We start from the raw sequence: 25,936 nt of genomic DNA, 5'->3' as shown, positions 1-25,936 counted from the left end.
AGAGAATACTCCCATATGCCCTGTCATAACAGGCCTTGACGAAGCTACGGAATAAGCGTAATGAGGTGCGTGAGACTCTAGGTTTCGGTATGCTTCGTGGCGAACGTGCCACACTTTGTGAGACCCCTAGGAAAGGCTACCCAAGGTGCCAACTGCCACCATTCCCTCCGGCACACAAGTTGTGCAGGAGCTCCCCTTCAAGTGGAAAGTCCAGGGAACCATCTTCATCATCGGTGGCCTAGGTTTCATGTTTGATGCTTGGGACGTAACCCTCAACGGCGCGCTGATTCCATTGGTGGCCGCCGAGTGGGGCTTGGATCGGCCCACCGCTGCGTTGCTGGGGACCTCAAATCTGGTGGGTATGGCCATCGGCGCTTTCCTTTGGGGCGGAATAGCAGATAAGTACGGAAGAAAGAACGCTTTCTCGCTGACCTTGCTGATGTTTTCGGTGTTTACCGTACTCGGTGCGCTCTCTCCGAACTTTGGCTTTTTTGTCGCATTCCGGTTCCTCGCCGGAGTTGGCTTAGGTGGCTGCATTCCAGTGGATTATGCCTTAGTCGGTGAATTCACTCCATCAAAACTCCGCGGACGTGTGCTGACCGCCATGGATGGGTGGTGGCCCATCGGCGCGGCACTGTCATTCTTTGTTTCCGGCTGGGTCATGGCAACTGCGGAGAATTGGAGACTCATCCTTGCCGTGATGATTCTGCCGGCGTTCATGGTGTTCTTGGTGCGTCTAAAAATGCCCGAATCCCCGTTGTTTCTCGCCGCGAAGGGACGAGAGGCCGAAGCTCGCGCGGTCATCGATGACTTGGTTCGACGTACCGGAGCGACGCCCAGGGACTACGCCATCGAAGCTGCGCCCACGGGCAGGGGTCCACGCTGGTGGGAGCAAGTAGTTGAATTATGGCGTTATTCGGCCAAGCTCACCGCCACGAGCTGGCTGCTATTCATCACCGTGCTGCTGGTCTACTACCTCGCTTTAACCTGGTTGCCTACCATTTTGACCGAAGCGGGCATGGCGCAGTCCGCATCTTTCTTCGCCACCGCGGTGATGGCGCTCATGGGTCTGCTTGGCGTGGTGATCGCAGCCCTGCTGGTAGAGCGAGTGGGCCGCAAATGGCTGCTCGGCATCTCCGCGCCGCTGGCGGGAATCGTGCTGATTATCGTCGCAGTCAGCCTCGATGCACCGGCTACCGCAGTGGCCTGGATTCTCGTGTTTGGGGTTGTGGTCCAGGTGGCGATTCCAGTGTTGTACGCCTACGTCTCCGAGCTGTATCCGACCGAGCTGCGTGCAAGCGGCTTCGGTTGGGCATCGACCATGTCCCGCTTCGCGGCGGGTTTTGGTCCGTTGCTCTTTGCAGCACTGTGGCCGATTGTGGGACTGCCTTGGCTCTTTGCTGGAGCTACCGCCCTGGTGATCCTCGCGGTGTTGTTCATGGCCCGTTTCGCCCCGGAAACCCGCGGGCTCGACCTCCACTAGTAACCAACAAATCCAAAAGGAGCACAACGGCTTCGCGCTGGGTGGCGCATTCCAAGTGAAAACCCTAGACATCATCCGTTAGACCGGCAAGGAACGCCGCCCCATGCACCGGGCTCCGCGCCAAGAAGCGAAGGTCTTCGAACCCTTCGGCGGCCAATGCGCGGCGGAGGCGTTCTTGATAAATCAACTGATGCTCAATCACTCCGCCGCCGAGCACTATGGGACCGGAGATTCCCAGCTGGCCGGCGACTACACCCACCTTGGACACCACAAAGCTGATGGCCCGCTGAAGAATTTCTTCGGCCGCCGCATCCCCCGACCTAATAGCTTCGAAAATCACCGGTGCGCAACGAGCCCAGTATTCGCGCGAGCTCTGCTTGTGGAAGAAGGCAATGAGATCTTCGGGAGTTGCGCACTCGGTATGCTCCAGCAAGGACGCGGTCAGAGCGGACTTAGCCTGGCCTCGGTTGAACTCGTCCAGGGCGTGGCGCACCGCCTCGCGACCAAACCAGTAGCCCGCTGCTTCGTCGCCCAGCAGGTAGCCCCATCCCCCGTACCTTGCCGTCTGCCCGGAGGAGTTCAGACCCCAAATTGCTGACCCTGTTCCCAGAATGACGGCGACCCCCGCATGAGTTTGCCCGGCGGCGAGAATCAGCCGCGTATCGTGCACCACCTGGACTTCCACCTTTGGCACGAAAGGTTCGATGAGCTTGCGCAGCACCAGACTATCGGCGTCCGTATCGATCCCGCCAGCACCGGCGATCACCAAATCAACTGGCTGCTCGCCGAGGCCTGCGAATGCATCGCATAGTGCCTGCTGCGCTTCGTCAATGCTGACGTTTTGCACGTTGGCGCTGCCGGTACGGACCTCGGCAACTACCTGGTTGCCGAGATAGCGCACCGCATGCGTTTTTGTTCCACCGATATCGAGCGCGATCAGTCGAAGCGGTACGGGTTTGCTTGAGTTCGTCGATTCCATGGCGGCCTTTGCATGCCCTCTCTTCAGGCTCTTACCTAGCTTTATCTCTTCATCGCGATTGCCCACGGACAAGAAAACATCAAAAACTTCCGAATACGGAGCGATGTTTCAGAACCGTCCACGTGAGAGCGCGGTGGAGAGCTCAACCATTCTGCTTATTGGATAGTCTAAAAGCAAGCTTCTTGTTCTCAAGGAACCATTGTTCCGAGAAAGGCATTCATGCATGATGACATCGCGCTGACCACAGGACGCGTTAAACGCGTTCTGGATGAACGAATCCGTCCTTCTGTGTATTCAGATTCGGTTCCGCTGGAGGTCTCGTGGCATGAACTGTCAGGTGAACCGATCCCCGCAGTGGAAGGTATTGCACTTGACTACACGCCGACTCAGGTAGGCACCGCGTGGGGTGCCGCATGGGGCACCACCTGGTTCAGGTTGCGAGGGCAGATCCCGGAAAATTGGGGCGGACGCCGCGTGGAAGCGGTCATCGATCTAGGCTTCGACATCAACATGACCGGATTTCAGTGCGAAGGGTTAATCTATCGTCCCGATGGGATCACCATCAAGGCGCTGAACCCGCGCAATCAATGGGTCCCGGTAAGCGAGTCCGCCGAGGGCGGTGAACAACTCGAGCTCTTTTTGGAGGCAGCTTCCAATCCGGTGCTCCTTGATTACCACCCGTTCTTGCCCACCGAGCAGGGCGATATCCTGACTTCGTCCCCGCGCAAGCTCTACACCACCCGCCGCATGGATTTAGCCGTATTCGAACCCGTCGTCCACGATCTGGTCCTCGACCTTGAAGTGCTGCTGGATCTGCAAGCACAGCTGCCCGAAGGTCCGCGACGCATGCAGATTCTGCAGGCGCTGGATAACTCAATGGACGTGCTGGACCTGCAACGCATCGTTGAGACCGCGCAGACCGCACGCGACCAGCTGGCCCAGGTGCTCGCCGCCCCGGCAGAGCACAGCGCCCATCGGATTTCGGCGATCGGCCACTCGCATATTGACTCTGCCTGGCTGTGGCCCCTACGCGAAACCATCCGCAAGGTATCACGCACCTGTTCATCCATGGTGGAACTGCTGGATTACGATGATGAATTCCTTTACGGAATGTCCAGCGCCCAACAGTACGCCTGGCTGAAGGAACACCGCCCCGAAGTGTGGGACCGCGTGAAAAAGGCGGTGGCCGACGGCCGTTTCCTGCCGCTAGGCGGAATGTGGGTCGAATCGGACACGGTGATGCCTTCCGGGGAGTCTTTGGTCCGTCAATTCCTCTATGGACAGAAGTTCTTCCGCGACGAATTCGGCATCACCTCGGCCGGGGTGTGGCTTCCGGATTCCTTCGGCTACTCGCCCGCGCTGCCGCAGCTGATGCGCCGGGCAGGCTTTGAATGGTTCTTCACCCAAAAGATCTCCTGGAACCAGCAGAATAAGTTCCCGCACCACTCGTTCTTGTGGGAGGGAATCGACGGCTCGCGAATATTCAGCCACTTCCCCTCCATGGATACCTACAACTCGCAACTCTCCGGCGAGGAAGTCGCCAAGGCTTCTCGCCAATTCCGCGAGGCACGGCTGACCAACAATTCGATCGCGCCGGTAGGTTGGGGCGACGGAGGCGGCGGAACCACGCGTGAAATGACCGGAAAGGCGCGCCGTCTGGCAAATCTTGAAGGTAGCGCCACGGTGAAGTGGGAGCATCCCAACGATTTCTTTGACCGTGCCCAGCAAGAGCTGCCGAGCCCTCCGGTTTGGGTGGGCGAACTCTATCTTGAGCTTCACCGGGCCACTCTCACCAGCCAGCACCAGACGAAGCAGGGTAACAGGCGCACCGAGCAGCTGCTGGTCGAAGCCGAATTGTGGGCCGCCACCGCCACCATCTATGCAGGTGCCGAATATCCCTACGAACAGATTGACACGCTGTGGCAGACGGTGTTGCTGCATCAATTCCACGATATCCTTCCGGGCACTTCGATCGCCTGGGTGCACCGGGAGGTGGTAGCCCGATACGCACAGGTCACCGCAGAAGCAGAAGCGCTCATTGCCGCAGCCCAGCAAACGCTCGGCGGAACCGGCACAAAGCCGCTGACCTTCAACGGCGCAGCTTTCTCCCGAGCGGGCATACCGTTCGGCGCCGCCGGGGAAATTGAGGCAGCCATAGATGACGCGGTTCAGGTTGCTGAACACGAGGGCGGATACCTGCTGGAGAACTCTCTCGTGCGTATTTCCGTCACCGCCGAAGGCCTGGTGAGCTCCGCGATTGATCTGGCCACCGGTCGGGATGCCATCGCTCCAGGGCAAGTGGCGAACCTATTTCAGCTGCATCAGGACTTCCCGAATATGTGGGACGCCTGGGACGTGGACAAGTATTATCGCAACCAGGTCACTGACCTCCGCGCGTTGGACTCGATGGAACTCTCCCGTGAAGCGGATGGAAGTGCGCAGCTGACAATTCTGCGCAGTTTCTCGAATTCCAAGATTGCTCAACAGCTCGTTTTGGCTCCGGGCTCACGCACCTTGCAGATTAAGCAGAGCACCGACTGGCACGAAGCGGAAAAGTTCCTCAAGGTTTCTTTCCCCTTGGATATTCGTGCGGAACACACGATCGCCGAGACACAGTTCGGCTATCACCAACGGGTCACCCATGTGAACACCAGTTGGGAAGCGGCCAAGTTTGAGACCTCCATGCACCGCTTCGTGCTCGCGCAAGAGCCTGGCTTCGGTGCGGCGCTGATCAACGATTCCATCTACGGTTTTGATGTCACCCGCGATTCCACTGCGGCAGGTATTTCCACCACCTTGCGCTTATCGCTCTTGCGAGCGCCTAGGTTCCCGGACCCGGAAACCGACCAGGGTCTGCAAACCCACCGCTATGGTTTGGTTATCGGTGCGGATATCGCCTCCGCGACCGAAGCCGGTGCGTTGCTGAACAGCGCCGAGCGGATCATCCAGGGTGCCCAACCGGTGGCTCCGCTGGTCACGCTCGAGGGCGAAGGCCTCGTGGTTTCCAGCGTGAAGCTTGCCTCGGATCACTCCGGTGATCTGGTGGTTCGGGTATATGAGTCGCTGGGACGGCGAGCGCGCGGCACCTTGAAAATCAACGCAGCAATCGCGACGGTGAGCACCGTGAGCTTGCTGGAAGATGCGCTCGTCGAGGATTGCGCTCAACTGGTAAACGGTCAGGTGAATCTTGGCTTGGGTGCCTTCGAGGTACGCACGGTTCGCTTCGGACTGGCCAAGTAGTCTCCGGCAGGCACGGGGCACTTCGTCCACGCGTTGCCTCGCGTGAACCGGGTGCCCCTTGCCGCTCGGTCTTAGGACCGCAACATATTGCTGCGCTACTGAATCATCGTCCCATCGGGTGCGACGACGTACCAGACATCGTTAACACCCTGGCCGGTGACATCGCCAGGCTTGGTGTCCTTGATGAAGGTGTAAAGCGGCATTCCGTTGAGCGTCAGATGCATCTCTCCTTCGGGGCTGGGGATCGTTCCAACCTCGCCGGTAACCCCCTCCAAGGTCGGGCTGTCACTGGTGGTCGTGGCGATCGGCCAATTGACCAGGCATTCACCGGTGCAGGCGCTAGTCGTGGCGCCTGCCGTGTCCTTGGTGAAGTAGTACAAGGTCATGCCGTTCGCGTCCACGACGACATCACCGAGACTTGTGGAAGCAACACCCAAATCAGCGCCCGAAGTGGATTCCTGGGGTGCTTCGGATGCGCTCTTGTCCCCGCTGTACGGGCCACCGTCATTTCCACCATCGGTGCCCGCACCTCCACCGCAACCGGCCAGCAGCAAGGCCGCGCCAAACAACACCGCGGTCGGAGCAATTATTTTCCTGCGGTTGATCTTATTCATGATGCATTCCTTTCATCAGACGGACTGAGCGGTCTGGTACCTACCAAAACCTAAACCATGTGAGACCAATAAACCGTCTTGCCCGAAGATTGCCCTCGTTGTCTAAGACGCAGGGAAATGTGTTCTGGTTCATGTTTTTAGAAATTTTTCTGGGCATACTGGGAATGTGAATGAACCATTTTGTGCAGCGGCGCGTCTTAGGGAGTGAAGCTTTGTCCGCAAGACGACTGACTGGAGCAAAAGTGCCACTGGATGCACAGGTGGTCTCTGACATCTACCGCGAGCATGGCCAGGCTCTGCGGCGCTTCGTTTTGCGTGTCGCCAATGATCCAGACGAGGCCGAAGATGTTGTGCAGGAGACCGTGTTAAGGGTTTGGAAGGCTGCCCCGGTATTGACCGGTTCGCTGCGCAGTTACCTGTTTGCGACTGCGCGCAATGTGATAATCGATCGGCACCGCCGTGCGACGGCCCGAATTTCGGCCTCGCCCTTGGGCGAAACCGATCCGGAGGCTAGCAGCTCCTCACGGGAAATATCAGAGGCACTGGACCGGATACTGATGGAAGAAGCACTATCGCGCTTAACCTTCGAACACCGCACGGTTGTTTTGCATCTTCATTATTTGGGTTCCACGGTGGCACAGGCAGCACAGGACCTTGGAATACCGCAGGGCACGGTGAAATCACGGGCATACTACGCAATGCGTTCCCTGCGCGGGATCTTGGAGGAGATGGGGGTTGGGCAATGAACGAGCACATTGATCTTGGAGCATACACCCTGGGCGGGTTGAACTCCGATGAGCAGGTTGCCTTCGAATCGCACCTCGCCGGATGCCCGGAATGCCGAAAGGAAATGGCAGCCTTCGCTCCCATGGCCAGCCGGCTCGGTGCGGTGGATGCGGGAACTGCCCGCGCGTTACTGGAGTCTCGTCCCACAGAACCCGCGGTGAGTCCAGAAAATGATTTGCTGGAAGCCTTGCGCGCCCGGCGTCGCTCGCGGCGCATCCTGCAACGCTCGGCAGTCGCCGCCGCGGTAGCAGCTTCGGTGACCGCCGGAGTCTTCCTCGCCCCGGTTGTGCGCCCCGCGCCGGCACCGGATGCCAGTTATGAAGTCGTTGGCGTTGCCGGTCAGCAGGTCGGGCTGGGATTGAACGCCAAAGCGTGGGGCACCGAACTTCAATTCGACGGGAGCGGACTCCCGACTCAGGGCACGCTGTCGCTCTGGGTGGTCAATTCCTCCGGTGCCGTGCAACAGGCAGGAGCTTGGCGCGCTACTAAAACGGGCAAAACACAAATGACCGGGGCCGTACCAGCACAGCTGGACGAAATTTCCTCGATCCAGTTACGCGATGTCGACTCGAAGGTTCTCGCTGAGGTGCAATTACCTGCCCAGGCCGCGTCCCAGTCAAGCTAGCAGAAGGTATCGCCTCGCATGGGTACCAAGTTCCGGCCATCCGCCTGGCTGCGGCAACCTGTCGACGAGCTGCATCGAGGCAACCAACGGCAGATTGCACGCGTCCGCCATGCTGGGATGGCGTAAACCTCAGCGGGCGCTGCTATTGGCTGTTCTTTGTCTCCTGGCGAAGGAACCGGGCATCTCCCCGTGACCAGCAAGGGCTCGGCAGGCGCTGGCCCGAAATTCGCCTTGCCGCGGTGACGGAACAGCCGTTTACCAGGGTGATGGTTCATAATCCTTGAGAAAACAGCCGTACAGATCAATACCGCGTTCGCCATCAACTATCGGCTGGTAAACACGTGCCGCACCATCGATCAGATCCAACGGCGCATGCCACCCTTCGGCCACCATCCGAACCTTTGAATCGTGGGGCCGTTCATCGGTAATCCACCCGGTATCCACGGCAGACATCAAAATTCGATCGGTCTGCAGCATTTCTTCCGCGCTCGTGCGGGTGAGCATATTGAGCGAGGCCTTGGCCATGTTGGTATGCGGATGACCCGCACCCTTGTACCGACGTGAAAACTGTCCCTCCATAGCGGAGACATTCACGATATATTTACGGTGCGCATCCGAAGCCGCCAGGGCCGGACGCAGCCGGGAGGCCAGCAAGAAGGGAGCAGTGACATTGCACAACTGCACTTCGAGCATCTCCAGGGCATCCACGTTTCCAAGGATCTGGGTCCAAGAATTTTCGGTGACCACATCGGGGACCAAACCGCCAGCATCGATGGCAGTTCCAGCGCTAATGCGTTCTAAGCTTGCCGACCCAGCGGTCATTGCTGCCTCGGCGAGCGCTTGCGCGTCATAGTGCGAGTTCTCCGAAACCGCGAGCAGCAAAGAGCCTTCGAGTCCCAACGCGCTGGCCAGCGCCTTGGGATGGACGGCCGGCGGGTTGGCTTCGCCCCAGATTTCAGGGCCGCCTTGGGACATTTCAAGTTCTGCGGGTAGTTGCTGAGCTTCCGCCTCGATCAGGTGCTGATAGGAGTTCGAGGTGCGGCGCACCGTTTGAGCGGCATTGTTGATCAAGATGTCCAAGGTTCCCTCGGCAGCAACTCGGTCAGCCAGGGAGATCACCTGAGCAGGGTCACGTAGATCAATACCAACGATCCGTAGCCGGTGGATCCAGTGAGCAGCGTCTTCCACCGCTGCAAAGCGTCGTGCAGCGTCTCTGGGGAAGCGGGTCGTGATGGTCGTATGCGCGCCATCACGTAATAGGCGAAGTGCAATGTGCATACCAATTTTTGCTCGTCCGCCGGTTAGCAGCGCACGTTTGCCGCGGAGATCTGCGCGGGCGTCCCGACGCTCCCGGCCTGCTGCCGCGCAGTCCGGACACAGGTAGTGGTGGAAGGCATCAACTGTGGTGTACCGCTTTTTACAGATATAACATCCGCGCGGACGCAGGTACTGTCCAGCGGTAAGTTCTTCGGTGCCGGAACTCAGATCAAGCCCAAGGGTTTCGTCATCCAGGCGTTGCGGGGAGCCCGTGGCGGTCCGTTCGATCGCTGCACGGTCTGCCGCGGTGATCTCCGCGCGCTTCTGCGACTTCCGGTAACGCTTGGCTGCCTTGAACATATTGCTCGTGGCACGGCGCACGGCAATATGCCGCTCGTCGTCACTGGGAAGTTGATGCACTGTTCCCAGCACTTTCAGCGCGGTCATCAATTCGGCGTCGGTGAAAAGGGGCTCGTTGCCAGTCGGTTCGGCCAAGTCTGGATGTTCGCTCATATCGCCATCCATTCTACGTTGGCTTACGGTTAGCTATTTGTTCCGGGCCAAGTCGCCCAGGGTGGCGATGAGCAGTCGGCGTTCGACCACCTTGATGCGCTCATGCAAGGTTTCTTCGGTGTCCTCATCGAGAACTGCCACGGATTCTTGACGCAGAATCGGGCCGGTGTCCACCCCTGCATCGGCAATATGTACCGTGCACCCGGTGACCTTAACACCGTACGCAAGCGCGTCGCGCACTCCGTGCGCACCTGGGAACGATGGAAGCAACGCCGGATGAGTGTTGATGTAGGTCCCGTCAAATGCGTTGATGAACTCTTCGCCCACAATTCGCATGAATCCCGAGGAAACCACATAATCAGGCTGATAGGACTGGCATTTTTGCGTCAATGCGTGGTTCCATTCTCCACGGTCTTCGTAGTCTTTAAAATTGACCACAAATGTTTCGATGCCAGCAGCTTCGGAACGTTCTACACCGTAGGTCCCATGCTTGTCAGCACCAACCGCTGCGATCTCTACATCAGCTAATTGCTTGCTGGCGACGGCGTCGATAACCGACTGAAGATTCGAACCAGTTCCTGAGACAAGTACAACAATGCGCATACTAGCCATTCTACGGTTCGCGGTGCGCTCACTTTGCATACTGCACGACGGGTGAAGTAACAGTGCTCACACCTGCCAATTCGCTGCGCCTAGACTGTGTTCAAGAGCAACCAGCCTAGGAGCTTGTCATGACAGAGATCATCCCCGATGGGAAGAACTGGACCTTCGTTCTGGAATCTATCTGCACCCAGTGCCATCATGATGTGCGTGAGGTGTCCCCGGCACAGGTGATTGAGCAGCTGCCCCAATTCGTAGACCGCTATTTACTTGCTCTGCACCGTCCGCAAGCAAAAGTCCGAACCGATCCTGCGCGCTGGAGCGATCAAGAGTATGTGGTTCATGTCGCCGACATGTTAGTGACGATGACCGAACGCCTGAAGCTGATGACGAACCAAGATGATCCGACCTTCCCTGATTGGGATCAGGATCAAGCCGCCGAAAAAGGTCACTACAACGATCTGGATACCGACACGGCTGCCACCCGGTTGCGAGCCTCTGCGTCGCTTTACATTCAGAATTTGGCAGCCATCGATCCGACTGCCTATGGCCGTCAAGGATTGCGCTCAAATGGCGCGGCATTTACCGTCGCAACCCTAAACCAATATGCCTGGCACGACGTATTGCACCATATGTGGGACTTGCAGGCATAGAGATTTACTAGGTCATATTTATTTCATTCGATATTTTGGTTCGGCGATTCTCGATGTTTAGACTTCTAGCTAGGCACTCAAACCGTCACCGATCAAGGAACTGAAAAAATATGAAGATTCGACGCGGCACTAAGGTCTTTGCGTTAACTCTCACCGGCCTCCTGATGGCTTCCGGGTGTTCTAGCCAGGATTCCAGGGTCGAAGAATCACAGTCTCCACCGTCCGCGGCCGAGCTCATGCCGCGACTCGTTGACGAAGTAACCGACAAGGATCAACTTCCCGAAGGATTTGAAGCCAGCGGCACCTACGCTGTGGACTCGCAACGCCACCTTGCCAGTTCGGGATATGGAGAGCATTTTGTGGCGGAAGGCGAAGGCGGTGAGTTGTGCCTGCTGACACTCGCAGCTCCCAAGGAACAAGGTGGCGACCCCGAGATTGCTTCGTCTACCTGCCCGCCTGTTCAGCACGTGTTGGACAACGGCATTCTGCTGGAAACCACCGGGGGTGAATCAAGCTTTGATGTTGTCAGCTACTTGCTGCCACCGGATATTTCTGAGCAGAGCGCTACCGAAGCCATTAGGGAGCTGGTCCCTGAAAATCACAGTGATCTGCGTCCTCCGGTCGAGATCATCTCCGCTGATTCAGCGGTCTTGCTCGTGATGACTTCGCAAACATCTCAGCAACTGGGCGAGTTTCAGCTCCCGCGGGCCAACGGTGATTCGTTGACATTACGCCCGATCCGTTAAAACCTCAGCCACAAGCAGGAGCAGCTAGCCTTCCAGTACTGGATCGGTTTCGAACAGTGGGGCCACTAGATAGCCAATAGCTGTGCCGAGTCCAATTTGCAGCGCTAGAGCACCGGCCGTGACCCACATATGTGGCCCTAGCTCGGTCAGCCTTCCGATGGCCAAAGAACCCGAGGACAGCCACGAACCGGCGAGGCTCACCAGCCCTGCAGCGATTCCGGTGAACACTGCCAAGCACAGTGTCGAGACGCCAAGCGAAAGAATGTTGAAGGGGATACGTCGGGCAAACCAATCCTCGAGGTGATTTTCGCCCACGCGAAGGAAGTACCAACCGGCAACGATTCCTGCGAGCACCGGCAACAACAGGAATAGCCATTGATTTCCTGCCTCACCCGATGGCAAGGCGGCGAATAGCGGCATCGAAGGTAGCGGACCCACGGTCGTTTCGAGTGTTGAGAGAGTGCTGCCGGTGCCAATGCTGAACCCGCCACCGCTGATCCAAGAAAGTACCCAGAAAACCGCGTTCGGGATAAGTCCGAGCTGCAGTAAGGTCAGCGCGAAGGATCCGATAGGCCCTGGGCGCAGTTCCTGGTAAATATTTGCGACATCGGCCCAGTGCAAGCCAACGGTGATGCTCATGAGAATTCCGGAAATGGCTACCGCGGCCATATATCCAATGAACCCTGCCACGATCACGTGCCATACATAGGTTCCGGCCCATCGCCGGTGCGGGGAAATACGCGAAATATGCGCCGCGACGTCTACACCGATCAGCCTGCCCCACGAGCCTGCCTCACGGCGAGCACCAAAAATCAGCCCGATAAAAGCGATGATCAAAGGGATAAACGTGGCCGATATGAGGTTGGCCTTGGCATAGGAGTTACTAGCCAAAAATGCGATTCCGGTGCCGATAGCTCCGTAGGTGATAAAAGCTCCGGCCAAACCCTGCCAAAGCTGGTCGGTGTAGGAGGCTCTGGCAATGCGCCGGCCGGCACGCCAACAAAAGATGAAGGGCAATAGGCTCAGGCCCAAAGGCAGCAAGGTGAGCAAACCCGAAACCGCGCTCGGATCCGCTTCCGGGCCGAGATTTAGCACTTCAAGCGGTACCCCATGAATGAGCAGCCACAGTAACCCACCAAATTGCAGGATCGTCTCAAATGAATTTTCGAGGAAACCACCGCTGAAATACACCGCGACCAGAGGCACGGTTAACAGTGCCATGCAGAAAACGATGGACTGTACAATTTCGAATACACCCTGCAGGGCAAGAGGCATCGGCCATCCGTTGCGCAGACGCAACATCACGGCTTTCATGGGTTTCTTTTCGCGGCTCATCATCTTCAATGGTGCCACCATTGGCGTCGCCCGTTGAGAATCGACGCGCAACGGTGGCACATCACCTCACCGATGCAGGTATCAGTAGCTCGCCGGGGCGGAGCTTTGCGACTCGCCTTTAAAACTGGCTGCGAGTGCCTCGGTAGCCCGGGCCAGCAGTGCAACGTCGGCGCCGACGCCCACATAGTCGGCACCTGCTTCGATGTACTTGCGTGCGCTGGCTTGATCGAAAGCATTAACGCCTGCGTATTTTCCGGCGGACTTTGCAGCCTGAATCGACTTTATGACCCCAGCGACCACGTCTGGATGACCTTGTTGTCCGATAACCCCCATGGAGGCGGCAAGGTCTGACGGGCCGATGAAGATCCCGTCAATTCCCTCAGTGGCCACGATATCCGCAACATTGCCTACCGCCTCGGCGGATTCAATCTGCACCATCACGGTGATAGTCTCCGCCGCGCGGGTGAGGTAGTCCGGTATGCGGTTCCAGCGGGCCGAACGAGCCAAGGCCGAACCGACACCACGAACGCCAAGCGGCGGGTAATTGCAAGCCGCTACCGCTGCGGCGGCCTGCTGTGCGTCATTGACCATCGGGATGATCAGTGATTGCACCCCAAGATCTAAGAACTGCTTGATAATCACCGGGTCATTGACCGGAGGGCGAACTACAGGAATTGTAGGGTAACCGCGGACCGCCTGGAGCTGTGCAAGCACATTTTGCAGATCGTTGGGGGAATGTTCAGCATCTATGAAGAGCCAGTCAAAGCCGGCACCCGCACAGATTTCTGCATTCAGTGCTGAGGCAGAGCAAACCCAAATGCCGGTTAGAGCATGGTCAGCACCGCGCAAGGCGTCTTTCAGTGACCGGTCAGGATCTACTCGAAATGACATGTCACTGTTCCCATCGGTCCGTAGTCGGCAAAGACTGTGTCATTTTCATTGACCCACATAGGTCGGGTGAATGAACCGGCCAAGATGATCTCTCCGGCTTTAAGCTTGTCGCCGTGCGGGGCGATCTTGTTAGCCAGCCAGTACACGCCGGCTGCCGGGTGGTTGAGCACACCTGCGGCGACGCCGGTTTCTTCCACCGTCTGGTTCTTGAAGAGGATTCCAGAGACCCAACGCAGGTCAATTGCATCAGGCTTCATGGGATTTCCGCCCATGACCATCGCACCCATGGCCGCGTTATCGCTAATGGTGTCGACGATGGTGCGCCCTTCCATTTCCACGCGGGCATCGAGGATTTCTAGGGCTGGAATGACATATTCGGTGGCTTCGAGTACATCAAAAATATTGGCGTTAGGGCCCTCAATATCCTTCTTCAGCTTGAAGGCAAGTTCCATCTCGACGCGTGCACCGGTAAAGTCAGACCATTTAAAACTCGCGCCCGAGTCGTAGAGCATGTCATCGAAGATGATCCCGTAATCCGGTTCGGTAATGCCTGTAGCCATCTGCATGGCCCGCGAGGTCAACCCGATCTTGCGTCCTACGAGTTTGCGCCCTGCGGCTTCCGAGCGCTGACGCCAGAGGTTCTGGACGCGGTAGGAATCCTCCACCGTCATCTCTGGGTAGCGCGCAGTTAGTCGCGGAACCGGAGTGCGGGTGGCTCCTGCTTCGACAAGTTCATCGGCAATCGCCGTGATAGTTTCCTCGGATAGCATCGACGGCTACACCTTTCGCTTTCGAGTTACATCTATGTGAGCACCCTGGATGATGTAGCTCACAAGGAATAATGCTATCGAGCTTCAAGGCTTCTGGCACATCGTACTAACATTCACACCCCTAATATTTAGCGCGATGATGCCAAATCCATGCTTTAGCTTCTGCTTCCTTGCACACTTGCTAGCAAGGCTTCAAAAGGAAGAGTTGTCAGCGGATCGTTGGGATTGGCGGTGTCACTGACCGATGGCGCAATTGAACGCGTATCACCTAAATCACTATCGGCCTGCAGGGTTCCCTCATCGGCAGACAAGGCTACAACGACTTCGCGAGCTGCTCGGCGGGTTCGCTCGGACAGGGTTCCGGCAAGCCCTTGGCCGCCAAAGTCTTCGGAGGCGGCAAATACAGTGGTCGGCATAACCTGAGTACGCAGGTAGGAGAAAATTGGCCGCATGGCGTAATCAACGGCGAGCTGATGACGCTGCGAACCGGCGGTTGCGGCCAGAACAACTGGTTTTGCTTCTAATGACCGCGGATCCAGAATATCGATAAAGGATTTAAACAGTCCCGATACTGAAGCAGAGAAGACCGGAGTGACGGACACCAATACATCCGATGCGACCACCGCATCGATAATCTTCTGCAGCGCCGGAGGAGCGAAGCCGGTGAGCATGTTGTTTACAATCTCGTGGGCGTACTCACGTAGTTCTACGTTAAGCACATCAGCTTGGATGCCAGCGACGGCAAGTTCAGTAGCGACACTTTCGCCAATCTGACGCCCCAAAAGTGAAGTGCTCGAAGGGTTACCCAGACCACCAGAGATGACCACGATTGACTTGCTCATTTTCTCATCCTCGATTCAAATTTATATGCGTATGCATGTAATAACGAGAGTATCGCAGAATCTATTCCAGAATTCCGGAAAGTTTGCGAACTCACATTCGCGGATTTTCAGTATTGTGACGCTCGCCAAGAAATTGATATAATCAAGCTCATGAGCAATGAACAAGCTAAGCCCGTAAATCAGCGTGATATCGAGTCCGGAGTCCGTACCGACTTCCGAAATGCCATGTCCTACGGAAGCTACCTGGATCTGGAACGAATTCTTTCCGCACAGCATCCGGTAAGCGTTCCCGAGCACCACGATGAAATGCTGTTCATCATCCAGCACCAAACCAGCGAGCTCTGGCTCAAGCTGATGCTGCATGAACTGCTCGAAGCGCGCCGGCTGATCGAGGCCGATGACCTGAGCAAGGCGCTCAAATGCCTCGCCCGTGTCAAGCACATTCAGAAAACCCTGACCGAACAATGGTCCGTGCTGGCCACGCTGACGCCGCGCGAGTATGCACAGTTCCGCGGGTTCCTTGGCTCATCTTCAGGCTTTCAGTCATTCCAGTACCGGGCGGTGGAATTCATTCTCGGCAACAAGCACGAAGGAATGCTCAAGGTGCACGAGGCAGATCCACAGGCCCATGCGACACTCACACAGCTGCTGCACGAGCCGACACTGTACGACGCGTTCTTAGCCGCACTCTCGCGTCAGGGATATAAAATTCCTGCCGAAATCCTCGAACGTGATGTCACCAAACCCTGGGAATACCAAGAATCGCTGCTTCCGGTGTTCAAGGAAATCTATGAGTCCGAAGATACCGCGTGGAACCTCTATCAGGCCTGCGAAGATTTGGTTGATGTCGAAGACAACTTCCAGGCTTGGCGATTCCGCCATATGCGCGTGGTGCAACGAACCATCGGGTTCAAAACAGGTACCGGAGGATCCTCCGGCGTGAGCTTCCTCAAGCGAGCTCTAGATCTGACGTTCTTCCCGGAACTATTTGCGGTGCGCACCGAAATTGGCGCCAGCTAGCTCCCTGGCCGCGTTCGCCCTCGATGATTTTGAGTCGCGCTCTGGCAGCGCAGCATCGGTGGTGCGAACCATCGCCGGTCTCTATCTGCGCCACCAGAGCGCCCCTATCCCCCGGCCTCGAGCTATCGAGCTGGCCTGCGCGGCAGGAATTTCCTCTCCCGCAGCACAAACAGCGATCTCTCGGCTCATCGACCGCGGACTGCTAGAACCGGTGCAAACGGGCGAGCTGACGGTCACTGCTCCCGCCAAGGCGATGTTTGCCCGTGGCAATAGACGAATCTTTACGCCGCGGAACATGTCGAACGCAGATCACTGGGTGTTAGTTGCCTTCTCCGTGCCCGAGTCGCTGCGCGCACTACGCCATCAGCTACGCAAACATTTCATTCAGCTCGGTGGCGGACTTGTCTCGGCAGGCCTTTGGATCTTTCCCGAATACCTTCATGCTGAAGTATTAGAAGTGCTCAATGCGCTCGAAGCGCGAAGGTATGCGACACTTTTTGTTGCCCAAAGTCCTCAGTACCCCGGAGATGCCCGGCAAGCCGCAGCGCAGTGGTGGGATCTAGCAAAGATTTCAAAGCTGCATCATGCATTCCTAGCAACTACCGCAGGACTCGACGCAGCCTCTGCTGGCGAACACATCGCCTACCGAAGCTACGTCACTCTCATCGATGCGTGGCGCGCTATACCTTACCTAGACCCGGGGCTTCCCGAAGCAATGCTTCCCGAGAGCTGGCCCGGACAGGAAAGCCGACAGCGTTTTTTGGAAATATCAGAATCCTGCAAGGTCAGGGCGCAAAGGTACGCTTCCCTACTATTGGGCCGCTAGCTCAACGTAGCGGACTTGGCTCATGACCAAACTGGGGCGCTGGCACCGTACGCCGGCGGCGGTGACAAATAGTCCATTGAAATTCCCGAGACACGGAATGGTGGCGGGACGTAGCTCAGCACTCCGAAGGTACTGCCCATGGTCCGCAGGATGGGCTTGCGCAGAGGTTCAAGTGGAGCCTTCGTGACGGGTAGGTCAAGCAAGCTTGCGGCGGTCCGCGCCAGCGAAAAACGCACATGTCCAGTTCGCCTTTGGATATGCCGGGCATCGGCTAAGGCGATAATGGCTGCAGCCAACCCATAACCGACCGAATGGTCCAACGCTTGCACCGGCAAAGCTCCCGGCCTGCCACGGACATCCTGGTAAATTTCGGCGATCCCAGAGGCGGCTTGGACGATACTGTCGAATCCCCGATTAAATGCATAGGGTCCGTCATACCCCCAAGCGCAAAGCTCGCCAATGATGAGGTTCGGATACTTTTCGCGCAGCAAATGCTCATTTAGTCCAAAGGGCTCTAACGCTCTTGGTCGATATCCGAGCAATACAACATCAGCACCTGCAAGCAGGTTGTGGACCTCACTAAGCTGGTGTGCCTCGCGCAGATCCGCCTCAATACTCTTCTTGCCGAATCCCGTCACAATATATTGACCACTGAGTTCGGGCATGTGCGGCGGGTCTACCCGGAGCACCTCGGCGCCCCACATGGCCAAGGTGCGCGACGCCGTCGGGCCGGCGATTACGCGCGTAAAGTCCAAGACGCGCAGCCCTCGAAGTGGTTTAACTGGGTCATCAGAGTACGTCCAAAGCCGCCCTTGGGTCACTTCACTCATTGTGAAGTCCGCCCAGGGGCCACGCGACGCGCATTTTCCCATCTCAGTATTGTTCCACTGCACCCTTGACCGAACGCTGGCGGCAATTCCGCCATGTTCGGTAATATCTGCCGCCGCATCTTCAGCCGACCGAGTCAGAAGGTACTTCGATAAATTTTCCGATGGCTCAAAATTTATCGCTCGATGCAATGCCCGCTGATGATGTTCATAGTTAGCATGAGTGCGTATCCACCCATCACGAGTGCGAAAGAATCTGGAGTTCACGCCGAACGATGGTATTTGCCGACCATCAACGCTCAGATGCTCGGATGAAGCAAAAACTTGAGCAACCCCGTGAGCATCGACCGAGTACATACCCTCGACATCGATCAATTTATTAATCGCTGCGACGCACAGTTCGGTAGCCGCCAGCGCTAATCCTTCAACATCCAGCGGGCCACCCCACCAGCGACGAGGTCCTTGCCAGTGCTGAGCCCGCTGCCCATCAACGAGACCCTCATGAACAAAATCCGTGTCGAGGCGTGGCAATCGCCCTGAGCCTTCGGTGAACTGATGTGTCGGAAACCGCTTAGGAGGCATTCATCTAGGATGTCATCAGGATCCAGAGCAATCAAGCAATTCCTGGTAGTCAGGCAAGAGAAATTCTTTCACCGATTAAACACTTTGAGCTCATGTCATTCCCCAACCGGGGAATGACATGAGCTCAATGCGGAAAGCGAACTTAGTTCGCTGGAACGTTCAAGGTCTGTCCGACCATGATCACGTCTGGGTTGGTCAGCTGATCATCGTTCAAGACAAACAGGCCACGCCAGTCCTTTACGCCCAAGCTGTCAGCAATCTCTGCCAAGGTATCGCCGGACTTCACGGTGTAGTTCTTACCCGAGTCGGAAACCTTGATATTGAACACTGGTGCCTTTGGAGCTGCTTCGACATGCTTGCCCGCGTTTGGCTGAGCAACCTTCTTAGAGCTGGTGGTGCGCTCCAGCGACTGCGATGGGGCAGCCTTCTGGGTGCTCTGCTTTGGAGCGGCCTTCTGAGTGCTCTGCTGCTTCGGAGCAGCCTGCTGCTTAGGAGCGGACTGCTTCGGCGCTGACTGGGTCGAGCTGCCCGAAGGGGAACCGCTAATACCTAGCTTCGCGGTACATGCTGGCCATGCACCCCAACCCTGGGCTTTTTGAACCTTGCTTGCAACACGGATCTGCTCGGCCTTCGAAGCCTGGTGGGCCATACCTGAGCCACCAAATGCCTTCCAAGTCGAAGCTGAGAACTGCAGACCACCGTAGTAACCGTTGCCGGTATTGATGGACCAGTTTCCGCCGGACTCACACTGAGCCAACTTGTCCCAGGTGCTTGCAGCCGAGGCTGGCACGGTCGAAGCGACTACCGCGGTGCTTGCAACTGCCACGGCAGCCAAGGTGGCTCCGCCACGACGAATGATGTTCTTGGTCTTCTGCTGGATCATGATTCTCCAGTGCTCTTCCACGCTCAGGCCTTCCTAGGCCATCCTCGTGCACCGCTCAGCGTCGCATTTCGACTTTTCTGAAGCACTGCCATGGCGAGCGGTTTGGAAGTCCCCGCAGTGCGTGTTTCCCCATAACACAGCGAGTGTTATCGAAACGTTATAAATGACCATAGCGCATGACCCCACACCCAGCGCAACTCAGGAACCACCCAGAAAGACCGTATTTACAGGTCAAAACACTCAAAAAAATTTTCAGAGAACCAGTTTTTGGATCAACTTCGAGGGTTCTGCCGACCAAAACGTTACGCTCTTTAGGTGGAAATCGATCAGCTGTTTGTGATAAACGTTGCATTATTTTCTCAGCATTCACACCGGCCTCTTAAAACTTTAGATAATACGTCGCTCAGGAACGAAAACTGCTGGACAAGCAATCCGGCAAATACCGTCAGCTCCTTTCACGATGATCAGGAAGATGGCAATCGGCTTTCAACTCGCGCCCCACCGCACACTATTTAGGTAGTCTGGAACGCAGAAGGATGAAATGTGCTTCTGCAAGCCGATACTCAAAGGGATCCGATGGCACTGAGAGACCGATTCACCAAGCAACGAATGAGCGAAGCGATGAGTTGTTACCCACGCGCTATGCGTGAGTTCTTCCGTAACGACGGGCTCGACGGTGCAGCTTCGCTTTCTTACTATATGGTGCTTGCAATGTTCCCCGGACTCTTGGCATTAATATCTCTGCTGTCACTAGTGGGAGCCAGCGAGAGCAGTACTCAGTGGATGTTGGATTTGTTGCAACAGAGCCTCGCTGCGAGCGGACAACAAACTAGCGACTCACAGCAACTTGTGGAAACAGCCGAACAACTTCTTACGGGGCTTGCTACCTCCACCCAAGGTACTTTCTGGGCCATTCTCATCGGTTCACTCGGTGCGCTGTGGAGCACTTCCGGTTACGTCACTGCGTTTAGCCGACAAATGAACCGGCTATATGGGGTTCGTGAGGGACGACCCCAATGGAAGCGCCGACCACAGATGTTCGCCATCACTGTGCTCATCATGATAGTCGCAGTCATTTCGCTAGCGTTACTAGTAACTTCTGGTTCCGTCGCACACGGCATTGGAAATATTTTTGGTTTGGGTGACAGCTTTGTACTGATCCTCAACCTTGCTAAACCGCCAGTGCTCTTTGTCATGATCTTATTGGTTCTGGCTTTGCTCTATCACTTCACTCCCAACGTTAAACGCCTGAAATTTCGTTGGTTCTCCCCGGGAACTTTCACCGCGCTGATTGTACTGGGTCTTTCGGCGGTTGGCTTCGCCGTTTACCTTTCCACGTTTGCAAGTTACTCAGCTACCTACGGCGCAATCGGTGGCGTCATCGTTCTTGTACTTGCCTGCTGGATCAGTAATATCGCTTTGATCATTGGAGCGCTAGTCGACATTGAGTTCACTCGCCTGCGGCAATTGCGAACTGGAATGGCTTCCGCAGAAGAAGTACAGCTTCCACTACGCGATGACACTATGGTGGCTCGTGAACAACTCGCTGTATATAAGGACTTGGTTCGCGCTCAAGACATTCGAATTAGTCACGGTGGCGATCCTCTGCAGGACATGGAAATTGACCCATTCGGGCGTACCAAGCGGAAGGCCAAATGGCTTCCTATTGGCATCGCAGCATCTGCAGCTTGGCTCATTTCACGCCGTCGAGTGGTCAAAAATCTACAGCAGCCTCACGATACTTTGGAATCCTAGAAATATTCCGATGGCCCCAAGAAGCATAATGACCAGTAACCACAGGGTGGCAAAAGTTCCGGTAGAACGCGCAATTAAATAGGCGTCGGATTGCTCAATATCTTGGCGCCGCCAGGTATGCACTGCGAGAAGTTTGATGAAATCGCGCAATCCTGAGCAGAAGAGAAAACCGCCCAGGAGTAGAGCCAGATAAATATAGGCACTGGAAGGCGCAAAGAAAACCACTCCGAGTGCAATCACGGCACTTGCACTACACACCACAAATGCTGGCCAATTACGTACGAACACCAGAGCGAGCACGAAGAATAAGGCGTAAATCCCTAAGGCCCTGCCTGCATATCCTGTGGCAGTAGCCCAGAGTAATGCAGCTGAGATTAACAGCGGCGCGGGGTACCCAAAGATCCCTGAGATGATAATCGAGGCTTTGCCACGGCCTCTACTCACCACTTCTCCAGAGTGATCCCATCCCAAACGGAGTCCGGTGACAAAGCGTCCGGTAAACAACGCACTGATGACATGGCCCAATTCATGTACCAAAGTTGAATACATTCCAGTGATACGCCAAATCGGTCGTGGAAGAACCAGTCCCAGCACCAAGACTAAAAGTACAACCCACTGTCCGGTAGCCAAGTCGACAATCTGCGGTTGCCACAAACGGTCCCAGGCATCGTTGAAGTTTACGGTCATGTCCATTCCCAAAGTCCTTCGCTCGCCAAGTGTCACCATTCTTTCAATCCCCGCACGATTCGCCCGGTTGCCACTTCGTCTATGTCGAAACTTCTGGGGATCGTCACAGGTGACGGTCATAGCCTTGAGCACGTCAATGTAAGAGTTTTATCTATGGAGGTTTTGATGTCTCGTTTGGCTTCTACCGCTATTGCAGTCACCGGTTTGACCGGCGGCTACGCCACTGGCCGCATCACCGAGAAGCGCCCGCTGGCTGCGGTGGTCCTGGCAGTTGCTGGTACTGGAGCATTTTTGCTCTGGAAGAAGGATGCTGGAACTGTGAAAGCAACCGCCCTAGTCACGACCTATCTCGTTGCTTTTGGCGCATCACATCCACTGTCTAAGAAAATTGGCGCATGGCCAGCGGTTAACTCGGTAACTGCAGCTGTAGGCGTGCTTTCGTTGATCTTGGGTGGAGCTAAGAAGGGCCAGTAAGTCGGGGCAATATACCTCAAACTGTCGGGGCCGAGTGCTACGTTGACTAGGTAAGCATTCAGTCTGTGAAAGGCACCGGCCCCGTGTTCTTCCTTGGTGATCAGTTCGTCTTTTCCGCTAGTGATCTAACGGTCGCCGTCGAGTGCCAGTATCAGTCGTTGTTCCTACTCGATGTGAGGCTCGGACGTCGTGAAAAGCCTGCGAAGGTCACCGATCAGATGCTTCAACGAACTGCCGAGCTTGGCGACGTTCACGAGCATAAGGTGCTCGCTGAACTGATCGAAAAGTATGGCGATTACGACCCTCATACCGGCACGGGTGTGAAACAGTTCTTGGGCCGGCCCGAGATCAATGAAGCAGCGCTTAAAGCGGCGCACCGCGAAACTATTCAGACCATGCGTCAGGGTGCTGACGTAATTTTCCAGGCCACTTTTTTTGACGGAAACTTCATCGGATTTGCTGACTTCTTAGTCCGTCAGCCAGATGGCAGTTGGGCCGTGTGGGACACCAAACTTGCACGCCATGCCAGGGTCTCAGCGTTACTGCAGGTCGCTGCATATGCCGACCAGCTTCAAGCAGAAAACATCGACGTACATCCCCAAACCACTCTGGTCCTAGGTGACGGCACCCATTCGGTGCATCGCATCGACGAGATCTTGCCTGTGTTCCGCGCCCAGCGGCAACGATTCACCACTCTGGTCAAAAACCATATCGAGTCCAACCATCAAGCCGATTGGGACTCAGATTCAGTTCGGCTGTGTGGACGCTGCGATTTCTGTGCCGAGCAGGTCGCTGCTACACGCGACGTATTACTGGTAGCCAACATGTCCATGGTGCAACGTGAAAAGTTACGCCGCCAAGGTGTCTACACCATTGACCAACTGGCCGGTCTCACTGCGATGGAAGGCACATCTCTGGCGCGCACTGTAGATCAAGCACGGATGCAACTGGGTATTGGCGAAATCGATGGAACCGAACATGGCGTCTCGTACCGGGTGAAATCTACCCAAACGATTACTGCCCTGCCCAATCCGGATCAAGGAGATATCTTCTTCGACTTCGAAGGGGATCCGTTATATCAGGAACCCGTGGATCAGACCTGGGGTCTGGAATATCTTTTTGGCGTCGTTGAACATGACACGGGTTCGCCGGTATTCCGTCCGTTTTGGGCGCACAGCCGAGCCGAAGAACGACAGGCATTCCTCGACTTCATTGAGTATGTTCAACAACGCCGCCAACAATTCCCGCATATGAAGATCTACCATTACGCTGCCTACGAAAAAAGTGCATTGCGTAAACTCTCCCAGATCCATATTGCTGGCGAAGAAGAAGTTGACCAATGGCTGCGTGAAAATTTACTGATTGATCTCTACGAGACAGTTCGCAACTCGCTGGTGGTTTCTACCCGTTCTTATTCGATCAAGAAGCTCGAACCCCTGTATATGAAAGAGCATCTGCGTTCCGGTGACGTCACCGATGCTGGGGCCTCGGTGGTGGCTTACGCCCAATACATGTCAGCGTTGGACTCTTCTTCAGATCAACAGGCCGCCCAAATTCTCGAATCTATTGCCGATTACAACGAATACGATTGCCTCTCAACACTGCGCCTGCGTGATTGGCTTCTCTCACTGGTCAACTTCCAGCCCCAGACCCTCCCTGAGGTTTCGCTTTTAGATGAGGTCCCAGATGAATACGAACCCACCGAAGAAGAAGTACGCCTCCAAGACTATTTAGCTCAACTTCCGCCGAACCAAGTACTAAGCAATGATGACCGCGCCATCGCCATGGTGGCTGCGGCCACCGGATATAACCGACGTGAAAAGAAGCAATTCTGGTGGGAGCACTTCGATCGCTTGTCCGCGCCCATGGACGATTGGTCCGATGTGCGTGGAGTGTTCCTCGTAGACTCAGCCGAAATTCTCGAAGATTGGCACAAAGCCACGGATCGTGCTCGCACCCTAACGCGCGTGAGTAAGATCTATGGAACTCTTGCCGAAGGTTCACTGCTTAGCCCGGGGTCCGGAGTCTTTGCGATGTACGCCGGACCTCTACCCGAGGGCATGGAAGTAGACGAGGATGCATTACGTGGAGGTGCCTTCAACGCCACGGTCGTAGAGGTCGGTGAAGGATGGATCAGTCTGGCAGAAAAGACTAGTGGCAAGATCCCCGAGTATGGGTCCTTCCCGGTGGCACTGACCCCGGGACAACCCATTGCGACCAAAAGTATCGACGAAGCACTCACCCAAATCGCCCAAGAAGTTGGATCGATGGTTCCTGCGCTGCCCCAACAGCCAGGGATCGATATTCTGCGGCGCATCCCGCCACGCCTGAAAACTCTTCCGGCACCAGCCGCCCCTTTGCTCATGGAGGGTAACGCTCAGGTATACCCCGCTGTGGTTCAAACCCTCAAGGATCTTGATCACTCATATCTTGCCGTTCAAGGTCCCCCAGGCACCGGAAAGACTTTTGTTGCTTCACATGTGATCCATGCTCTGGTCAATGAAGGATGGAAGATTGGCGTTGTCGCCCAATCCCACGCCGTGGTTGAGAACGTCCTACGTAAAGCCATTGAGGCTGGTGTGCACCCGGATCAGGTAGCTAAGGAAGTCAAACATAAAGATCCAGTTCCGTGGACGGGTATAAGCCCTGCCTCACTTGATGAGGCTTTGAGTTCACCGGACGGTGCTTTAGTCGGTGGCACGTCGTGGACCATGACAGGCAAGCGAATACCCGCCGGAAGTTTAGATCTGCTCGTTATCGACGAGGCCGGACAGTTTTCCTTGGCCAATACCCTGGCGGTCTCGAGGGCAGCCCGGAACCTGTTACTGCTCGGTGATCCACAGCAGTTACCTCAGGTCACCCAAGGGACTCACCCACAACCGGTAGATGAGTCGGCTTTAGGTTGGCTCTCTGAGGGCCGTGCGGTCCTCCCTGAAGAGTTGGGATATTTCCTAGCAACCTCTTGGCGGATGCATCCAGAACTATGCCAAAAAGTCTCGGCATTGAGCTACGACCACAAGTTGTTTTCCGCACCAGCCGCCGGGCGCCGTGAGCTTGACGAATCGCTTCCAGGCGTTGAAACACATTTTGTGCACCACCAAGGCAATACGACCAGCAGCATCGAAGAAGCTACTGCCATTGTGGAGCTTGTTCGGGAACAGCTGGGCAAAACGTGGAATCCTGGTAGCGCCGAACCAGCACGGGCGCTGGCCCCGCGCGATATTCTCGTCGTCGCTGCCTACAATGCACAAGTAAATTTGGTGCGTGATGTGCTGGAGGCCGAAAATCTTGCTGAGGTGAGAGTCGGCACGGTGGATAAATTCCAAGGCCAGGAGGCCCCGGTAGTACTGGTGACTATGGCTTGTTCCAGCGCCCAAGACGCGTCCCGAGGCATCGAGTTCTTGCTCAACCGAAACCGTATCAACGTGGCGATCTCGCGCGGTCAATGGAAAGCAGTGATTGTACGTAGCGAACGATTGACGGATTTCCTTCCCTCAAATCCTGCGGCGCTCTCACAGCTTGGCGCATTTATGGCGCTTTAGCCAATA

The 25,936-nt window shown here is 56.1% G+C and carries 22 protein-coding genes; 11 read left to right on the top strand and 11 right to left on the bottom strand.

What is annotated here, in order from left to right; genetic code table 11:
• Positions 1–145: 145 nt before the first annotated feature.
• Positions 146–1,483 (top strand): MFS transporter, encoded by a 1,338-nt coding sequence (locus tag IEX04_RS04995; RefSeq protein WP_188684207.1) that lies wholly within the window; start codon positions 146–148, stop codon positions 1,481–1,483.
• Positions 1,484–1,547: 64 nt separating this feature from the next.
• On the opposite strand, the gene IEX04_RS04990 is transcribed toward IEX04_RS04995, so the two are convergent.
• Positions 1,548–2,462 carry an N-acetylglucosamine kinase gene (locus IEX04_RS04990; RefSeq protein WP_188684205.1) on the bottom strand — a complete coding sequence of 305 codons (915 nt, stop codon included), beginning with the start codon at positions 2,460–2,462 and terminating at the stop codon, positions 1,548–1,550.
• A gap of 219 nt (positions 2,463–2,681) precedes the next feature.
• On the opposite strand from IEX04_RS04990, the gene IEX04_RS04985 reads away from it, so the two are divergent.
• The gene (locus tag IEX04_RS04985; RefSeq protein ID WP_188684203.1) at positions 2,682–5,702 is read left to right on the top strand and encodes an alpha-mannosidase; all 3,021 of its coding nucleotides are present in this window, start codon (positions 2,682–2,684) and stop codon (positions 5,700–5,702) included.
• Between the two features lie 95 nt (positions 5,703–5,797).
• Here IEX04_RS04985 and IEX04_RS04980 read toward each other — a convergent pair whose 3' ends face one another.
• On the bottom strand, positions 5,798–6,316 hold the full coding sequence (locus tag IEX04_RS04980) for a COG4315 family predicted lipoprotein (protein WP_188684201.1): 519 nt from the start codon (positions 6,314–6,316) through the stop codon (positions 5,798–5,800).
• A 242-nt stretch (positions 6,317–6,558) separates the two neighbouring features.
• Between IEX04_RS04980 and IEX04_RS04975 the strand changes: the two genes are divergently transcribed.
• Both IEX04_RS04975 and IEX04_RS04970 read left to right on the top strand, forming a co-directional pair.
• Positions 6,559–7,062, top strand: a complete 504-nt coding sequence (locus tag IEX04_RS04975) for a sigma-70 family RNA polymerase sigma factor (RefSeq protein ID WP_188684853.1) — start codon at positions 6,559–6,561, stop codon at positions 7,060–7,062.
• Entirely contained in the window at positions 7,059–7,727 is a 669-nt protein-coding gene (locus tag IEX04_RS04970) for a zf-HC2 domain-containing protein (RefSeq protein WP_188684199.1), read from the top strand. The genes IEX04_RS04975 and IEX04_RS04970 overlap by 4 nt, the downstream gene beginning before the upstream one ends.
• A 255-nt stretch (positions 7,728–7,982) precedes the next feature.
• Here the strand turns inward: IEX04_RS04970 and IEX04_RS04965 are convergent, their stop codons facing one another.
• Positions 7,983–9,497: an SDR family NAD(P)-dependent oxidoreductase gene (locus IEX04_RS04965; RefSeq protein WP_188684197.1), complete on the bottom strand. Its 1,515-nt coding sequence runs from the start codon at positions 9,495–9,497 to the stop codon at positions 7,983–7,985.
• Positions 9,498–9,530: 33 nt separating this feature from the next.
• Positions 9,531–10,100: a phosphoribosylglycinamide formyltransferase gene (gene purN, locus IEX04_RS04960; protein WP_188684195.1), complete on the bottom strand. Its 570-nt coding sequence runs from the start codon at positions 10,098–10,100 to the stop codon at positions 9,531–9,533.
• A gap of 128 nt (positions 10,101–10,228) precedes the next feature.
• On the opposite strand from purN, the gene IEX04_RS04955 reads away from it, so the two are divergent.
• Both IEX04_RS04955 and IEX04_RS04950 read left to right on the top strand, forming a co-directional pair.
• Positions 10,229–10,750 carry a DinB family protein gene (locus IEX04_RS04955; protein ID WP_188684193.1) on the top strand — a complete coding sequence of 174 codons (522 nt, stop codon included), beginning with the start codon at positions 10,229–10,231 and terminating at the stop codon, positions 10,748–10,750.
• Between the two features lie 110 nt (positions 10,751–10,860).
• The gene (locus tag IEX04_RS04950) at positions 10,861–11,496 is read left to right on the top strand and encodes a hypothetical protein (RefSeq protein WP_188684191.1); all 636 of its coding nucleotides are present in this window, start codon (positions 10,861–10,863) and stop codon (positions 11,494–11,496) included.
• A 24-nt stretch (positions 11,497–11,520) separates the two neighbouring features.
• Here the strand turns inward: IEX04_RS04950 and IEX04_RS04945 are convergent, their stop codons facing one another.
• The 4 genes from IEX04_RS04945 to IEX04_RS04930 form a co-directional block, all read right to left on the bottom strand.
• A complete protein-coding gene (locus tag IEX04_RS04945; protein ID WP_229677006.1) occupies positions 11,521–12,891 on the bottom strand; it encodes a cell division protein PerM in 1,371 nt (456 codons plus the stop codon).
• Between the two features lie 21 nt (positions 12,892–12,912).
• Positions 12,913–13,722, bottom strand: coding sequence for an aldolase/citrate lyase family protein (locus tag IEX04_RS04940; RefSeq protein WP_188684189.1), 810 nt, complete (start codon positions 13,720–13,722; stop codon positions 12,913–12,915).
• Entirely contained in the window at positions 13,707–14,492 is a 786-nt protein-coding gene (gene hpaH, locus IEX04_RS04935) for a 2-oxo-hept-4-ene-1,7-dioate hydratase (protein ID WP_096253701.1), read from the bottom strand. The genes IEX04_RS04940 and hpaH overlap by 16 nt, the downstream gene beginning before the upstream one ends.
• A gap of 155 nt (positions 14,493–14,647) precedes the next feature.
• Positions 14,648–15,334, bottom strand: a complete 687-nt coding sequence (locus tag IEX04_RS04930; RefSeq protein ID WP_188684187.1) for a CE1759 family FMN reductase — start codon at positions 15,332–15,334, stop codon at positions 14,648–14,650.
• 150 nt (positions 15,335–15,484) lie between these two features.
• Here IEX04_RS04930 and kynA point away from each other — a divergent pair, with 150 nt between their 5' ends.
• Both kynA and IEX04_RS04920 read left to right on the top strand, forming a co-directional pair.
• A complete protein-coding gene (kynA, locus tag IEX04_RS04925) occupies positions 15,485–16,354 on the top strand; it encodes a tryptophan 2,3-dioxygenase (protein ID WP_188684185.1) in 870 nt (289 codons plus the stop codon).
• Positions 16,341–17,180 carry a PaaX family transcriptional regulator gene (locus IEX04_RS04920; RefSeq protein ID WP_188684183.1) on the top strand — a complete coding sequence of 280 codons (840 nt, stop codon included), beginning with the start codon at positions 16,341–16,343 and terminating at the stop codon, positions 17,178–17,180. Before kynA ends, IEX04_RS04920 begins: the two co-directional genes overlap by 14 nt.
• Positions 17,181–17,200: 20 nt before the next feature.
• Here the strand turns inward: IEX04_RS04920 and IEX04_RS04915 are convergent, their stop codons facing one another.
• Positions 17,201–18,538, bottom strand: coding sequence for a CoA transferase (locus IEX04_RS04915; protein WP_229677005.1), 1,338 nt, complete (start codon positions 18,536–18,538; stop codon positions 17,201–17,203).
• A 193-nt stretch (positions 18,539–18,731) separates the two neighbouring features.
• Positions 18,732–19,472: a transglycosylase family protein gene (locus IEX04_RS04910; protein ID WP_096253741.1), complete on the bottom strand. Its 741-nt coding sequence runs from the start codon at positions 19,470–19,472 to the stop codon at positions 18,732–18,734.
• 576 nt (positions 19,473–20,048) lie between these two features.
• On the opposite strand from IEX04_RS04910, the gene IEX04_RS04905 reads away from it, so the two are divergent.
• Positions 20,049–21,227, top strand: coding sequence for a YihY/virulence factor BrkB family protein (locus IEX04_RS04905; protein ID WP_141392809.1), 1,179 nt, complete (start codon positions 20,049–20,051; stop codon positions 21,225–21,227).
• Here IEX04_RS04905 and IEX04_RS04900 read toward each other — a convergent pair.
• Positions 21,195–21,920, bottom strand: coding sequence for a M50 family metallopeptidase (locus IEX04_RS04900; protein ID WP_170947678.1), 726 nt, complete (start codon positions 21,918–21,920; stop codon positions 21,195–21,197). The two genes, IEX04_RS04905 and IEX04_RS04900, sit on opposite strands and share 33 nt — an antisense overlap.
• 159 nt (positions 21,921–22,079) lie before the next feature.
• On the opposite strand from IEX04_RS04900, the gene IEX04_RS04895 reads away from it, so the two are divergent.
• Positions 22,080–22,388 carry a hypothetical protein gene (locus IEX04_RS04895; RefSeq protein ID WP_096253742.1) on the top strand — a complete coding sequence of 103 codons (309 nt, stop codon included), beginning with the start codon at positions 22,080–22,082 and terminating at the stop codon, positions 22,386–22,388.
• Between the two features lie 65 nt (positions 22,389–22,453).
• Positions 22,454–25,930, top strand: coding sequence for a TM0106 family RecB-like putative nuclease (locus IEX04_RS04890; protein WP_229677004.1), 3,477 nt, complete (start codon positions 22,454–22,456; stop codon positions 25,928–25,930).
• The last annotated feature ends 6 nt before the right edge of the window (positions 25,931–25,936 follow it).

Source organism: Glutamicibacter ardleyensis (assembly GCF_014644555.1).
Taxonomy (GTDB): domain Bacteria; phylum Actinomycetota; class Actinomycetes; order Actinomycetales; family Micrococcaceae; genus Glutamicibacter; species Glutamicibacter bergerei.
Note: the sequence above shows the minus strand (reverse complement) of the source record. Positions and strands in the feature narration are given on the sequence as shown.